Genomic DNA, 15,087 nt, shown 5'->3' on the forward strand with positions numbered 1-15,087 from the left:
ATGACCACGGCGCCAGAATCGCGATCCGGCGTGCGGGTGGTGGCCCTGTCCGAGCTGCCCGATAACGCTCCGTTCGCGGTCAACACCGCGGGTGTGGACCTTGTGCTCATCCGGCGTGGTGCGGATGTCTCTGCGTTGTATGGCCGTTGTGCACACCGTGGTGCGCTGCTCGCGGATGGGCACGTAGACGGCGACGTGGTCGTCTGTGACGTGCATGGCTGGCGTTACGACGTCGAGACCGGTGTCTCACCGGTCAACCCCGCGGTGGCGTTGGCGACGTTTGCGGCCTGGGTCCGGGACGGGGCCGTCTATGTCGACCAATCCGCGATCGCCGAGTTCGCCCGGGCCAATGGGCAATCCCACGATGACGACGGTTACCAGGGCCGGTGGGCCAGGCCCGCCGACACGGCGGAAGAACCGTTCAACACCGGAATTCATGAGCTTGCCGCGCACGGACTGAGCAAGGTCGGAAAGCACGGTCCCGCAGCGGCGATGGGCGTGCCGCGCACCGAGCTGCCGTGCTGGGATTCGATCCAGCTGGTCACCGCGCAGCTGGCGCGGCTACCGCTGCTCGATGAGGAACCGGTCAGCACCGAGACAGTGATCGGACCGGGTGCCAGACGCCCGCTGGTGCTCGACATTCCGGTGTTCGTCAGCGATATGAGCTTCGGTGCGTTGTCCGAGGAGGCCAAGACTGCGCTGGCGGCCGGGGCCGAACTCGCCGGGACGGGGATCTGTTCCGGGGAGGGCGGCATGCTTCCCGAAGAACAGCAGCAGAATTCGAGGTACTTCTACGAACTTGCCTCCGGCCGGTTCGGGTGGAGCGTTGAGCATCTGAACAAGGTCCAGGCGTTTCATTTCAAAGGGGGCCAGGGCGCCAAAACGGGTACCGGCGGACATCTTCCCGGCACCAAGGTGGTGGGAAAGATCGCCGAAGTGCGGGGTTTGGCCGCGGGCACGGCGGCGATCTCGCCGGCCCGGTTCCCGGACTGGACCTCCCTGTCGGAGTACAAGGACTTCGCCGCGCAGGTCCGCGACATCTCGGGCGGGATCCCGGTCGGCTACAAACTCAGTGCCCAACACATCGAGCGCGACCTGGACGCCGCCCTCGAGATCGGCGTCGACTACATCATCCTCGACGGCCGCGGCGGCGGAACCGGTTCCGCGCCCACGATTTTCCGCGACAACATCTCGGTACCCACCATCCCGGCGTTGGCCCGGGCCCGCCGGCACCTGGACCGCAGTCAAAGCCGGATCACGCTGGCCATCACCGGTGGCCTCCGCACACCGGCGGACATGGTCAAAGCGCTGGGGCTGGGGGCCGACGCGATCGGCATCGCCAACAGCGCGATTCAGGCCATCGGCTGCGTCGGCATGCGGGCCTGCCACACCAACACCTGCCCGGTCGGCATCGCCACCCAAGATCCGCGCCTGCGCGCTCGCCTGCCGGTGCGACAGGCCGCCGAACGGTTGGACCGGTACCTGCGTTCGGCGGTGGACCTGATGGTGGTGCTCGCGCGGGCCTGCGGACACCGGCGCCTCGCCGATTTCACCCTCGAGGACCTGACGACGTTCGACCGCGACTTCGCCTACCTCAGCGGAGTCCCCTACGCAGGAGTGACGCCGCTGTGAGCATCGTCGACAACGACCACGAACTCGACTGGCACAAAGCCGCCGACCCGGGCGAACTCGACGAGGGCCAGGTCGCAGCGTGCCCGGCCGGGCTCAAGACGGTGGCGGTGACCAAGCTGGACGGCCGCTACGGCGCCATCGACAATCGCTGCCCGCACCAAGGCGGACCGCTGGGGCAGGGGACCCTCGAGAACGCCAAGATCCGTTGTCCGTGGCACGGTTTCGACTTCGACCCGTTCACCGGTCAAGCCGCCGGCGGACCAGATTTCGACGTCGCAACCTACCCGGTGCAAGTGCGCGACGACGGAATCTACGTCGGCATCCCGGCACCTGCGCCCGCGCCGCGCACCGTCAGCGACGTCTTGATCGAGACCATGACCAACTGGGGCGTCGACACGGTTTTCGGGATGGTCGGTCACTCCAACCTCGGCATCGCCGAGGCCTTGCACCGCGCCGAAAGTGCTGGAAAGCTACGCTATTTCGGCATCCGTCATGAAGGGGCCGCGGCGTTTGCGGCGGCGGCCTACGGAAAACTCACCGGCCGCCCCGCGGTCTGCTTCGGTATCGCGGGGCCGGGTTCGACGAATCTGCTGACCGGGCTCTATGACGCCAAGGCCGACCGCGCGCCGGTGCTGGCACTGTCCGGCAACGTCGATTCCGCGGTGGCCGGAAAAGGGGCGTTTCAGGATATCGACCTGCTGGCGGCGTTCGCCGATGTCGCGGTCTACTCCGAGATGGTGCGCGCCGGCTCCGAACACGCCGAACTGATGACCCTGGCGCTCAAACACGCGATCCTCGAACGCGGGGTCGCCCACCTTGTGGTGCCCGATGAAGTGCAGATCATCGAGGACCCGGATCAACCGCCGTCTGGCCCCGAGGGCCGGATGCCCGATCTGCGGGTCGCACCGCCCGCGGCGGCGCTGGAGCAAGCGCTCGACCGCATCGCATCGGCGACTCGCCCGGTGATCATCGTCGGAGCCGGCGCCAAGTTCGACATGGCGGCCATCGTCGCGTTCGCCGAGCGCCTGCGGGCGCCGGTGTTGACCACCTTCAAGGCCAAGGGCCAGCTCTGCGACGAGCATCCGCTGGCCTGCGGGGCGCTGGGCCGTTCGGGCACCCCGGTCGCGTCCTGGATGATGAACAAGGCCGACCTGCTGGTGGTGTTCGGCGCGTCATTCTCGAATCACACCGGCATATCGCCGTACAAGCCCATCGTCCAGGTCGATACCGACCCGCTGGCGCTGGGCCGATTCAACCCCGTGGCGGTGCCCGTGCTCGGCGACGTGGGCGTGACGGCGTCGGCCCTGACGCACCAGCTGCGCACCCATCCGGATCTGGTCGACCAAGGCCCGGAAGTCGCCGACCGATGGTCGGTGTGGCGCACCGAGAAAGCCCGCCGCGCCGCCAAGCACCCCGACGACCGGATCGCTGCAGCGACGGTCTTCGCCGAACTCAGCCACCTCGTCCCGGCCAACGCCGTGCTCACCGTGGACGTGGGCAACCATGCCTACTCGTTCGGGCGCTACTTCGAGACCAAAGACCAACAGTCCGTGCTGATGTCGGGCTATCTCGGGTCCATCGGCTTCGGCTTCCCGGCGGCGATGGGGGCCTGGGCCGCTGGCCCCGACCGCCCCATCATCGCCGTCACCGGCGACGGTGGCTTCGGCCAGTACCTCGCCGACTTCACCACGGCGGTCAAGTACGACATGAACATCACCCACATCCTGCTCAATAACGGTGAACTCGGCAAGATCACCCAGGAACAGCGCAGTTCCGAGTACGAGGTGTGGCAGACCTCGCTGCACAATCCAGACTTCGCCGCGTATGCGCGAGACTGCGGCGCCTACGGGATACAGGTCAGCAGCCCCGCCGAGTTGAACACCGCCATCGCAACGGCGCTCAGCCACCCCGGGCCGGCGCTGGTCGAGATCCTCACCGACGCGCGGTCGAGCTGAGGCAGCTCGGGGCGACGCGGTAGTTGGCCCGAACGGCGTTGCGGTGCGGCCGGCGTCGGTTCACCACAGGTAGGGCACCAACCGGTACGGCACCCGCCTCCGATAATCGGGATAGCCGGCCAGGTCTTGGACGAGCATCTTCTCCTCGTCGAGGATGCGCAGGATCAGCGCGACCGCGGCGATCAGTCCGGGCAGCAGGCCCCAATAGGATCCGAGCCCCAGCGGCATGCCCGCCAACATGATCAGCGCACCGGTGTACATCGGATGGCGCACCACCCCGTACAGGCCGGTACTCACCAGCTCCTGACCGGCTTCCACGGCGATAGTCGCTGCGGCCCAACTATTCTGGACGACCACCAGGATCGCCAGGCCGTAACCCAACGCGGTCAACGCGATCCCGACGACGCACAACCAGAACGGTACGTGCGACCAACCGAACCGGTGGTCGAACGCGCTGACCACCATCATTGCCAGAAAGAACACTTGCAGCAGTCCCACCGCGAGTTTCTGGGTCCCGCGCGATTCTGCCACTGGGCCGGAACGGAGGCGACGCTGCAGGACGTCAGGACGCCTGATGGCCAGATACAGGGTGTAGGGGATCGACAGCAGCAGCATGATCGCCAACACGGCCCATGCTTGCCAGTAGTCGAAGGTTCCTGCGGGCCAGAATAAGAGGACGCCGAACAGGACGAAACCGAGGACGGTGTACACCGCCACGCGTAGATAGGTGCTGATGGTTGTTGCCTTTCTACTCGAACGTTTCGATCAAATCCCGTTCACCAGACGCGGGGCACCAACCGATAACGGACGTACTCGGAGTAGCCGTCCAGTGCGTTGGTGAGCATCCGCTCCTCGTCGAGGATGCGGGACGCCGAGTAATGCCAATGCGGGAACGACGATGACCAGACCCCAGTAGGAGTCGAGCGCCGGCGGCGTTCCGAACATCATGATCAGCGTGCCGGAATACATCGGATGGCGCACCACCGCATACAGACCCGTGGTGACCAGTTGCTGTCCCGGCTCGACGGTGATGGTCGCGGCGGCGTAACTGTTCTGGATTACCACGAGCTGGGCCAGTAGGAGACCGGCGGCCACCAGCACAGTGCCGATCACGTTGACCCCAAGCGACACCGACGACCAACCGAACCGATGATCGAATGCGCTGACCACCAGCATCGCTGCCACCAATACGACGATCACGACCATGATGGCGCGTTGTAGCGGACGGGTCTCGGCGGTAGGGCCGGCCCGCATCCGCCGTTGCAGTGCGGCGGGATCGCGAACCGCAAGATAGCAGCTCGGAACCAGGGTGGTGACCAAGAAGACCGCGATGAAAACCCATGCCTGCCAGTAGTTGAACGTGCCGGCCGGCAAAAACAGCGCCATACCGAAGAGCAGTAGCCCGATCAGTGCGGAGGCGGCGGTTTGCAGCGCAATCTTCATGGTGGTTCCTCAGGTGGCGTCCCGATTGCGGTAGAGGTATCCGGCGAGTACTGCCAGGCCGGCCCCGATTGCGGTGAGTGACAACAGGACAACGACCGAGACGTCGAGGGGAGCGGTGACGCGGCCCACCGGGGACAGGTCGAGGAGCCACTGCGGCAACCGCAGCAGCGCGCCGAGATACAGTGCCGCGATCACGAAGGTCACTGCGGCCCAACCGATCCAGGTGTGACGCAGGGCCACCGCCAGGGCGGCCAGACCGGCCATCGCGACCAGCGCGGGAACGAAGGCCAGTCCGGCCAGCGTCAACCGGACGATGGTGGCCGGCTCGCCGAGGGTGAGTGCGGCCCCCAGGCCGTTGCCGAGTCCGGCGGCGAACATCAGCACCGTCGATCCCAGTGCCGCCGAGACGACCGCGGTCAGCAGCCACCGCCACCGCGAGACCGCGCCGGCCAGCACCGGTTCGGCCAGCCCGTTGCGTTCATCGGAACTGAGCCGCAGGACGGCCGCCACCGTGTAGGCGCCCGCTGCTGCGGCCAGGAACTGGGTCATCGTGGTGTAGACGCCGTCGGTGCCCTGGGTCGCGAGCATCCGGGTGATCAGCTCGTTGCCCTCGGCCGCCTCAAGCATCGAGTTGGTCAGCGAGCCGAGGCACAACCCGGCCAGGAACAGCCCGATCGCCCAGCCCACGGTCTGACCGCGCTGCAACCGCAGATGCAGTCCGAGAACCCCGTTGACGCGGCGGGCGTTCGGACGCTCGCCGGTGGACGCGAAGGTGCCGGCATCGTATTGGCGGCGGTTCTGCAGCACTGCCGCCAGGACGGCGAGCGCGCCGGTCAGCGCCACCGACAGGGCCAGTGGCCACCACCGCAGGTCCGCGAATGGACGCAGCTGCTGCGCCCAGGCGATGGGGGAGAACCAGGACAGCGCGCTGCCGGAGTTGTCGATGACATCGCCGACGCCTCGCACCAGCACCGCAAGGGCCAGCACCGCCAGTGCGGCCCCGGTCGCCGTGCGCGACTGCCGCCACAGCTGTGCGGTTACCGCCGCCAGCGCAGCGAAGACCATCGCGCACGCGGTGACGCCGACCGCCATCGCGGCACTGTCCACCGGGGCGAAGCCGCTCGCGGCCATCGCCGTCGTCATCACCACGGCGAGGACCAGATTCACCCCGGCCGCCAGCAGCAGCGCAGCGGCGGTGCGCGCGTCGCGCCCGACGACCGAGGCCAGTACCAGCTCGGCGGCCCCGGCTTCCTCCTGGGCGCGGGTGTGCCGGATCACCGTCAGTACCGCCAGGATCGAGGTGGCGACAATCAGGGTCAGCGTCAGCTCGGTCGCCATCATGACGCCCATGTCGGTCTCGTTGATGCCGAACATGGGCCCGCCCAGCATCATGGCCGCGGGCGTCTTGAGCAGATCGATGCGCGCGATGCGTTGGGCCTCATCGGGGTAGGCCAACTCCAACGCTCCGGGCGAGTACACCACCAGCAGGCTCAGGGTCGCGGTCCAGATGGCGAGGCGGGTGCGGTCGCGGCGCAGCGCGAGCCACAGCAGGCTCCGGGTGCCGGTGAGCCTGGCACCGACCGCGGGGGCCTGACGGCGCACCCCGGTGCGAACCCGGTCCGGATCCGCCGCGGTGGCGGTCATCGGCCGGTCCCCTGGTATTCGCGCAGGAACAGATCCTCGAGCGAGGCCGGTGTCACCGTCAGGTCCGTGATGCCCAGGCCGACAAGCTGTTCCATGGCGTGATCGAGGTCTGCGCGGTCCACGCTGAATCGGAGCACGCCATCGGTGACGGTGAGCTCGTGGATACCCGAGGACTGTCGCAATGCGGCGGCATCACCGCGGGTTCGGGCGGTCACCGTGGTACGCATCAGGTGGCGCAGTTCGGCGAGTGTCCCCGACCGCACGGCTCGGCCGGACCGGATGATCGTGACGGTGTCACAGAGCTTTTCGACCTCGGCCAGAATGTGGCTGGAAAGCAGCACCGCCGCGCCGTCGTCGGCAACTTCTCGGACGCAGCGCTGGAAGGCCTTTTCCATCAGTGGGTCCAGGCCGGAAGTCGGCTCGTCCAGGATGTACAGGTCGGCCGGCACGCTGAACGCCGCCACGATGGCCACCTTCTGGCGATTGCCCTTCGAATACGCGCGGGCCTTCTTGTGCGGGTCGAGTTCGAATCGGTCGATCAACTCGTCCCGACGGCGGGTGCCACTGTCGGAGTCCCCGCGCAGGCCGATGAGAAAGTCGATGGCCTGCATACCGGTCAGGTTGGGCCACAACGTCACATCGCCGGGCACGTAGGCGAGCCGCCGATGCAGGTCGACGGCGTCGCGCCACGGGTCGCCGCCGAGCACCCGCACGGTCCCGGCGTCACTGCGCAGCAGGCCCAGGAGCACCCGGATGGTGGTGGACTTTCCCGCTCCGTTCGGGCCGAGAAAGCCGGCGATCTCGCCCGGGGCGACCGACATGTCGAGTCCGTCGATCGCCCTGGTCTTCCCGAAACTCTTCGACAGGCCTTCGATTTCGATGGTGCGCGCTGAGTTTGTCATGGAATATCCGATCCATCGTGGTTGGCGGCGGCCACCGGTTCGGCTGCCCGTTGGTGGGCGACGAAGGCGTCGTACATCGTTGCGTCGGCCAGCACGCCTTGGGTGTAGACCTCGAGCGCGGGCACGACCATGTCGCGCGTGTAGTCGCGCAGGACCGCCCGCAGATCGTGTGGGGTGTCGTGCATCTGCAGATACAGCAGAAATCCGCCCCCGCCGGCGATCGCCAGATACTGTGCGCGGGCCCGCGGGTCGCGGCTGCCCTTGATGGTGCCGGCCCGCACCCCCTCCGCCAGATACTGCTCCGCGTTGTCGATCATCCTGCGCCACAGCGTCTTTGCCAGTTCGCCGCCGCCCTGCAGGGTGCGCGCCAGATACGCCATGTGCGGTGCAAAGGATTCGACTTCGTCCAGTGCGGTGAACCATTGGGCGGGATCGGTGGATTGCACCGATTCGGTCTTGGCATCGGCGATGGCCGCGGCGACGTAGTCGTCACACGCCTTGCGCAGGCCGTCCTTGGAACCGAAGTGATGGATCACCAGGCCGGGGCTGACGCCGGCGGCGGTCGCGATGGTCCGCACGCTCACCCCGAACCCGTGCTGGCCGAACTGATCGATGGCCGCGTCGCGGATCCGTGCGGTCGTGGTCAAATCCTCGGTTGAACGCACATTTAATAGCCTAAACGCGCGTTCAGTCTGGCGTCAACTCTGGCGTCAACAGCGTGCGGCGAGAACTTCGCCGGGAATTCAGTCGCGGGCCGCGGCCAGGATGCCGTCGCCCAGCGGGATCAACACCGGCGTCAACCGCTCGTCCTCGGCGATCAACCGGGCGGCCTCCCGCACGGCCGTGACCTCCGCATCGTTGGCAGCCGGATCGCCGGCCCGGCCGCCCAGCGCCGCGCGGTGCACCACGATCACGCCGCCGGACCGCAGCAGCCGGACCCCCTCGACCACGAACTCGGGCTGATCACGCGGATCGGCGTCGATGAACACCAGGTCATAGGACTCGTCGGCCAGCCGGGTCAACACGTCCTGGGCCCGGCCGCCGATCAGCCGGGTTCGCGACGGGCCGATCCCGCCGTCGGCGAACGCCTGCTTGGCCAGGCGCTGATGCTCCGGTTCCACGTCGATGGTGGTCAGCACGCCCGCCTCGCGCATACCGGCCAACAGCCACAGGCCGCTGACCCCGACGCCGGTGCCTACCTCGACCACGGCTTTACCGCCGGACAGACGCGCCAACAGACTCAGCAGCGCCCCAACTGCCGGGGTGACCGCGCCGCTGCCGGTGTCCTCCGAGCGCTCGCGCGTGGCGGCCAGCACGGCATCCTCGGATATCGAGCCCTCGGCGTGGGCCAGCATCGCCTCGGCGCGACTGGGCGCCGTCGCGCCGCTCGATTCGTCTTCAGAGGCCATTCTCGCAGCGTAGAGCGAATTCGCCGAGGTGGGGAACAGGCGCGCCCGGTTGCGGCGCTGCCGGCGGCGATTTCCGGGGCCGCGACACGCCCGGGTCGCCGCACGGGTTTTGCCGAGGTCGACGACGTTTTCGCAGCACCGCGACGGTGTGACAGCATTCTCAGTGAAAGTTCAGTTTGCTCACACCCCCGCCACACGCCGATAGACGACGGTAAGCGCATGGAACGCGGCGCACGTTTGGGCGGGATTGAACTCGGGAATATCCCCCCGCACCTCGATGTTGCCGAGGGGGACGCCTTGCGGGCCACGGTCCGCAGCCACGACGAGGAGGATCCGACGACCGCCCCATTGATGGCCCCGACCACCATGGCCCACTTCGAGCAGGACACTGCGCAGTGGGTGGAAACCAGCGAGGAACCGCAGGGCACGGCGGTGTTCGACGCCACCGGTGACCTGGCCACGATGCCGTCCTGGGATGAGTTGGTGCGCCAACACGCCGACCGGGTCTACCGGCTGGCCTACCGCCTCTCCGGCAATCAGCACGATGCCGAGGATCTCACCCAGGACACCTTCATCAGGGTGTTCCGCTCGGTGCAGAACTACCAGCCCGGAACCTTCGAGGGCTGGCTACACCGCATCACCACCAACCTCTTCCTGGACATGGTGCGACGCCGTGCCCGGATTCGGATGGAGGCATTGCCGGAGGACTACGACCGGGTGCCCGCCGACGACCCGAACCCCGAGCAGATCTACCACGACGCCCGCTTGAACCCCGACCTGCAGGCCGCGCTGGACTCGTTGCCGCCAGAGTTCCGCGCCGCGGTGGTGCTGTGCGACATCGAGGGGCTGTCCTACGAAGAGATCGGTGCGACGCTCGACGTCAAGCTCGGCACCGTGCGCAGCCGCATCCATCGTGGCCGGCACGCGATCCGCGCCTACCTGGCCGCCAATCAGCCGGCCGCCGACCCGGTCTGACGCGAGAAATTCGGTCATGGCCGTGAACTATCGCTATCAACGTGCGCGCGTGGCGCGCTACATTCGAGGTGGATCTGTTCGGCGGCGAGTACGCCACCGAGTCGGTGGGAGAGGAGTGCAGGTGATGGTCGAGCGTGGACACCTGTTCCGCCGCGCCTTCTCATGGCTGCCCGCCCAGTTCGCCTCGCAGAGCGATACGCCCGTCGGGGCGCCGCGGCAGTTTGGCTCCACCGAACACCTGTCCACCGAGGCCATCGCCGCCTACGTCGACGGCGAGTTGCGGATGAACGCCCACCTGCGCGCCGCGCATCACCTGTCGTTGTGCGCTCAGTGCGCCGCCGAGATCGAGGCGCAGCAGCAGACCCGCGCGGCCCTGCGTGAGTCGTCGTGTCCCATCAGCATGCCGAGTTCACTGTTTTCGGCGCTGTCGCAGATCCCCCACGCGCCGCTGACACCGCCCGATGACGCCGCGGGCCCACTGAGCGAGCAGTTAGCGGATGACCGCGCCCGCGGCCGGCGTCGTCGCCGGTAGGGTGGACCACGCCGGACCCACTGCACGGCCGGGCCTCGGAGGAGACGAGTCCCGTGCTGCGTGAGCGCCAGAAGAGGATGACTTGAGCCCTAACCAAGACTCCGCGCCGGGGTCCAGCGGCCCGCGCCTGGCGCCGCGTCCCGTGTCCCGACCGCCCGTGGACGAGGCGTCCCGTCGGACCTTCGGCCGCCCCGCAGGGGTCGACGGTTCCTTCATCGGCGAGAACCTGCGGTCCAAGCGGTTCCGCGACGACGACGAGTTCGCGCCCCGCGATCAACCCCCCGACCCGGTGTTGGCCGAGGCGTTCGGGCGCCCCCACGACGGTGCCGACTCGTTGCAGCGGCACCCGATCGACGCCGGTGCCCTCGACGCCGAGACCCGCGGCCTCGAAGACCCCGATGATCCATGGCGCGACCCGGCCGCCCCGGCGGCGCTGGGCAGCCCCGCCGTCGAGCAGCAGTCGCATCCGCCCGCCACGGGCAGCACCGCACAACTCGGCGTGCGCGACGTCCTCTTCGGCGGCCGGGTGTCCTACCGCGCGCTGGCGATCCTGGCGGTCCTGGCGCTGACGATCGGGCTGGTCGGCGGCTGGTTCGGCCGCAAGACCGCCGAGGTGGTGGAGGCCTTCACCACTTCGAAGGTGACGCTGGAGACCGGCGGGGCCGAGGCGGAACCGGCGGGCCGGTTCGCCGAGGTGGCGAGGTCGGTGGCCGATTCGGTGGTCACCATCGAAGCGGTCAGCGACCAGTCCGGTTCGCAGGGCTCCGGTGTGGTGATCGACGGCCGCGGCTACATCGTGACCAACAACCACGTCATCTCCGAGGCGGCCAGCAACCCGGCCCAGTACAAGATGACCGTGGTCTTCAACGACGGCAAGGAAGTGCCCGCCAATCTCGTCGGCCGCGACCCCAAGACCGACCTCGCGGTGATCAAGGTCGACAACGTCGACAATCTGACGGTGGCCCGGCTGGGTGACTCGGAGAAGGTACAGGTCGGTGAGGAAGTCATCGCCGCGGGCGCCCCGTTGGGATTGCGCAGCACCGTGACCCACGGCATCGTGAGCGCCCTCGAACGCCCGGTGCCGCTGTCCGGTGACGGTTCGGACACCAACACCGTGATCGACGCCATCCAGACCGACGCCTCGATCAACCACGGCAACTCCGGTGGTCCGCTGATCAACATGAACGCCGAGGTCATCGGGATCAACACCGCGGGCAAGTCGCTGTCCGACAGTGCCAGCGGCTTGGGCTTCGCCATCCCCGTCAACGAGGTGAAGCTGACGGCCGAGGCGCTGATCAAGGACGGCCGGATCGCGCACCCCACCCTGGGCCTGAGTGCACGCTCGGTGAGCAACGACCTGGCCTCCGGTGCACAGGTCGCCGACGTCAAACCCGGCAGCCCCGCGGAACAGGCCGGCATACTCGAGAACGACGTGGTGGTCCGGGTGGCCGACCGCAAGGTTGCCGACGCCGACGAGATGATCGTCGCGGTGCGCAAGCTCAAGGCCGGCGAGGAAGCCGAGATCGAGGTGGTGCGCGACGGCCGCAACGTCGTCCTACGGGTGACCCCACAACCGGACACCTGATGTTCGCGAACGTCGGCTGGGCCGAGATGCTGATGTTGGTGGTCATCGGCCTGGTGGTGCTCGGACCGGAGCGGCTGCCCGGCGCCATCCGGTGGACCGGCAACGCGCTGCGGCAGGCCCGCGACTACGTCAGCGGGGCCACGACGTCGCTGCGGGAGGACTTCGGCCCCGAATTCGAGGACCTCAGGCAGCCGCTGAGCGAACTCAACAAACTGCGTGGGATGACGCCGCGCGCCGCGATCACCAAACACCTTCTCGACGGCGATGATTCGATCTTCACCGGCAAATACGACACGTCCGCGCCGCCGCCGACACCACCGCCGCCGGCACCCGATGGCGAACCCGCGCCGGAGCGCCCGACCAAGTTCGACCCGGACGCCACCTGAGCGCGTCGGTCCGGCAGGGCCGACTCAGCGCCGGGTGGTGTCCAGCCCCAGCGACATCCCGGCCAGTCCACGCTTGCGGGTGGACAGCGCGTCGGCGATCGACTGCAGTTCCTTGCCGGCCGCCGAATCCGGTGCGGACAGCACCAGCGGAACCCCGGTGTCCCCGGCCGTGACCAGTGCCGGGTCGAGCGGCACCTGACCCAGGAGCGGCACGTCGGCACCGACCGACCGCGACAGGCTCTCGGCCACCTGCCGGCCGCCGCCTTCGCCGAAGATCGCCATCGTGGTGCCGTCCGGCAATACCAGCCCGGACATGTTCTCCACCACCCCGACGATGCGTTGACGGGTCTGCAGCGCGATCGCGCCCGCGCGCTCGGCGACCTCGGCGGCCGCCAGCTGCGGCGTGGTCACCACCAGGATCTCGGCGGTGGGGATCAGTTGCGCCACCGAGATCGCGATGTCACCGGTGCCGGGCGGCAGGTCCAGCAGCAGCACGTCCAGGTCGCCCCAGTAGACGTCGGCCAGGAACTGCTGCAACGCGCGGTGCAGCATCGGTCCGCGCCACACCACGGGCGTGTTGCCCTGGGTGAACTGGGCGATGGAGATCACCTTCACGTCGTGCGCCACCGGCGGCACGATCATCGAGTCGACCTGCACGGGCCGGTCGTCGGTGCCCATCATCCGTGGCACCGAATGGCCGTAGATGTCGGCGTCGACGAGCCCGACGGACATGCCGCGGGCCGCCATCGCGGTCGCGAGGTTGACGGTCACGCTGGACTTGCCGACCCCGCCCTTGCCGGAGGCCACCGCGTACACCCGCGTCAACGAACCGGGCTGGGCGAAGGGGATGACCGGCTCCGCGGCGTCACCGCGCAGTTGCTTGCGCAGTTCGGTGCGCTGCTCGTCGTTCATCACATCAAGGGTGACCCGGACCGCGCCGGTGCCCGGAACGTCGGCGGCGGCCCGAGTGACCTGCTCGCTGATCTCGGTCTTCTTCGGACAGGCCGCCGTGGTCAGGTAGATCTCGACGTGCACGGCTGCATCGGGGCCGACCTCGATGTTTTTCACCATGCCGAGTTCGGTGATCGGCCGACGCAACTCGGGATCGATCACTTTGGCCAGCGCGGTGCGAACCGCGGCTACGAGGTCAGGGCTTTGAGTCATCAGCGTCAAGTCTAGGCCGCGCGCATTGCGCCCTTGGCACCGATGGCCGGTAGCAGCGGCCGGCGGCAGCGATCTAGGCCGCAGGACCGGGTGCCGGTCCCAGCGGCAACGCCGGAGCCGGCGGCGGTGCGGGCGCCATCCAGGGCGGCGTGAACGGTGCCGGTGCAGGCGGGACGGCCGGCGCGGGAGCGGGCGGCAGACCCGGCGCCGCGGGCGGCGGGGGCCCCATCCACGGCGGCGTGAACGGTGCCGGCGGTGCGGCCGGCGGGGTGGACGGGCGCTTCTCACTGATGCAGAACACCACGCACGGCGAGGCCGGTGCTGTGCCCGGCAGTGCCTCGGGTCCGGGCGGCACCGGCAACTGGTTGGCGACGTCGGTCTGGGCCAGCATCGGGTTGCGCGCCATCGGATCCGTGGACGGCAGGCCCAAGGCGGTGCCCGGCAGGTCCGGACCCAGCCCCTTGTAGGCGTTGATGTGCGACGACACGTTGATCGCGGGGACGGGGCCGTTGATGGGCGGCAGGTCCACCGGCGCGACGCCGGTGGCATAGGCGGCCGCCCAGCCCAACACGTTGCGGGCATAGGCCATTGAGTTGTTGTAGCGCAGGATCGAGGTCAGCACCTGATCCTGGTCGCGCAGGTTCAGGTTGCCGCTGCACAGATAGCGGGCCGCGGCCAGCGTGGCGTCGTAGATGTTCTGCGGGTCGGCCTCACCGTCACCGTCGCCGTCGGAGGCGTACCGCGACCAGGTGCCCGGCAGGAACTGCATCGGGCCCATCGCGCGGGCGTAGGTGACGCGGCCGGCCTGCACGCTCTGCACGATGACCTCATTGCCCGGCAGGGTGCCGTCCAGGGTCGGGCCGTAGATCGGCTTCACGGGGTTGCCGCGGGTGTCGGTGGCTCCGCCGTTGGCGTGCCCGGACTCGATGCGGCCGATCCCGGCCAGCAGGTTCCAGCTGACCCCGCAGTCCGGGTAGGCCCGGGTCATCATCGACTCGGCGTTGCGGTAGGCGCTCAGCGCGATTGAGGGGATGCGCAATGCGCCCGGGGCGGTCACCACGGCCGACGGCGGTGGCGCCGCGGTGCTGGCGGAGGCGACGTTGAAGCTGGTCGCGGGCCTGGCGACGGCCACCACGGTCGGTCCGGAGGTGTCCAGCGGGGTGGGGGCCACGGCCACCATGGGCAGCACGTCGGTGTTCTGCACCGCCGCGGGTGCCGGTGCCGGTACGGGCCCGGCGGCGCCGACGGCCGCGGCCAGCACCAGCGGTGCGATGACGACGACGCCGACCGCCGGCGAGCGCACCGCCCGCGACGTCAGGTCACGCGCAGAACTCAGCGCCGCCGACAGGGCCGGGTGTGCACCCAAGCCGCCCCTTATGCGCACTCGACCGTCCTCTGTGGCTTCCGTAGGCTGTCGTACCCGTCCGGGTTTGGACTTGTGAATCAAGTCACCATACCTA

Annotated in this window: 13 protein-coding genes and 1 pseudogene; 6 read left to right on the plus strand and 8 right to left on the minus strand. The window is 68.6% G+C overall.

The window, feature by feature from the left end; genetic code table 11:
- Together RCP80_RS05740 and RCP80_RS05745 are read left to right on the plus strand one after the other, a co-directional pair.
- A complete protein-coding gene (locus tag RCP80_RS05740; protein WP_308481420.1) occupies window positions 1-1,632 on the plus strand; it encodes a glutamate synthase-related protein in 1,632 nt (543 codons plus the stop codon).
- The gene (locus RCP80_RS05745) at window positions 1,629-3,587 is read left to right on the plus strand and encodes a thiamine pyrophosphate-dependent enzyme (protein WP_308481421.1); all 1,959 of its coding nucleotides are present in this window, start codon (window positions 1,629-1,631) and stop codon (window positions 3,585-3,587) included. Before RCP80_RS05740 ends, RCP80_RS05745 begins: the two co-directional genes overlap by 4 nt.
- 60 nt (window positions 3,588-3,647) lie before the next feature.
- Here RCP80_RS05745 and RCP80_RS05750 read toward each other — a convergent pair whose 3' ends face one another.
- From RCP80_RS05750 to RCP80_RS05775, 6 genes and pseudogenes are all read right to left on the minus strand, one after another.
- Window positions 3,648-4,322: a methyltransferase family protein gene (locus RCP80_RS05750; protein ID WP_308482716.1), complete on the minus strand. Its 675-nt coding sequence runs from the start codon at window positions 4,320-4,322 to the stop codon at window positions 3,648-3,650.
- 41 nt (window positions 4,323-4,363) lie between these two features.
- A pseudogene (locus RCP80_RS05755) lies at window positions 4,364-5,030 on the minus strand (methyltransferase family protein).
- Between the two features lie 9 nt (window positions 5,031-5,039).
- Window positions 5,040-6,674 (minus strand): ABC transporter permease, encoded by a 1,635-nt coding sequence (locus tag RCP80_RS05760; protein WP_308481422.1) that lies wholly within the window; start codon window positions 6,672-6,674, stop codon window positions 5,040-5,042.
- Complete coding sequence (locus RCP80_RS05765; RefSeq protein ID WP_308481423.1) at window positions 6,671-7,576, minus strand: ABC transporter ATP-binding protein; 906 nt, start codon at window positions 7,574-7,576, stop codon at window positions 6,671-6,673. Before RCP80_RS05765 ends, RCP80_RS05760 begins: the two co-directional genes overlap by 4 nt.
- Window positions 7,573-8,241, minus strand: coding sequence for a TetR/AcrR family transcriptional regulator (locus RCP80_RS05770; RefSeq protein WP_308481424.1), 669 nt, complete (start codon window positions 8,239-8,241; stop codon window positions 7,573-7,575). Before RCP80_RS05770 ends, RCP80_RS05765 begins: the two co-directional genes overlap by 4 nt.
- Window positions 8,242-8,319: 78 nt before the next feature.
- The gene (locus RCP80_RS05775) at window positions 8,320-8,985 is read right to left on the minus strand and encodes an O-methyltransferase (protein ID WP_308481425.1); all 666 of its coding nucleotides are present in this window, start codon (window positions 8,983-8,985) and stop codon (window positions 8,320-8,322) included.
- Window positions 8,986-9,204: 219 nt separating this feature from the next.
- On the opposite strand from RCP80_RS05775, the gene sigE reads away from it, so the two are divergent.
- The 4 genes from sigE (at window position 9,205) to tatB (ending at window position 12,463) form a co-directional block, all read left to right on the plus strand.
- A complete protein-coding gene (gene sigE, locus RCP80_RS05780) occupies window positions 9,205-9,960 on the plus strand; it encodes an RNA polymerase sigma factor SigE (protein WP_308481426.1) in 756 nt (251 codons plus the stop codon).
- 124 nt (window positions 9,961-10,084) lie between these two features.
- Window positions 10,085-10,492, plus strand: a complete 408-nt coding sequence (rseA, locus tag RCP80_RS05785) for an anti-sigma E factor RseA (protein ID WP_308482717.1) — start codon at window positions 10,085-10,087, stop codon at window positions 10,490-10,492.
- An 82-nt stretch (window positions 10,493-10,574) separates the two neighbouring features.
- Window positions 10,575-12,077 (plus strand): serine protease HtrA, encoded by a 1,503-nt coding sequence (gene htrA, locus RCP80_RS05790; protein WP_308481427.1) that lies wholly within the window; start codon window positions 10,575-10,577, stop codon window positions 12,075-12,077.
- Complete coding sequence (tatB, locus tag RCP80_RS05795; protein WP_308481428.1) at window positions 12,077-12,463, plus strand: Sec-independent protein translocase protein TatB; 387 nt, start codon at window positions 12,077-12,079, stop codon at window positions 12,461-12,463. The genes htrA and tatB overlap by 1 nt, the downstream gene beginning before the upstream one ends.
- A 24-nt stretch (window positions 12,464-12,487) precedes the next feature.
- On the opposite strand, the gene RCP80_RS05800 is transcribed toward tatB, so the two are convergent.
- Both RCP80_RS05800 and RCP80_RS05805 read right to left on the minus strand, forming a co-directional pair.
- Window positions 12,488-13,627, minus strand: a complete 1,140-nt coding sequence (locus RCP80_RS05800) for an Mrp/NBP35 family ATP-binding protein (RefSeq protein ID WP_308481429.1) — start codon at window positions 13,625-13,627, stop codon at window positions 12,488-12,490.
- 73 nt (window positions 13,628-13,700) lie between these two features.
- A complete protein-coding gene (locus RCP80_RS05805) occupies window positions 13,701-15,011 on the minus strand; it encodes a lytic transglycosylase domain-containing protein (protein WP_373693453.1) in 1,311 nt (436 codons plus the stop codon).
- Window positions 15,012-15,087 lie beyond the last annotated feature (76 nt).

The organism is Mycolicibacterium sp. MU0053 (genome assembly GCF_963378095.1).
Taxonomy (GTDB): domain Bacteria; phylum Actinomycetota; class Actinomycetes; order Mycobacteriales; family Mycobacteriaceae; genus Mycobacterium; species Mycobacterium burgundiense.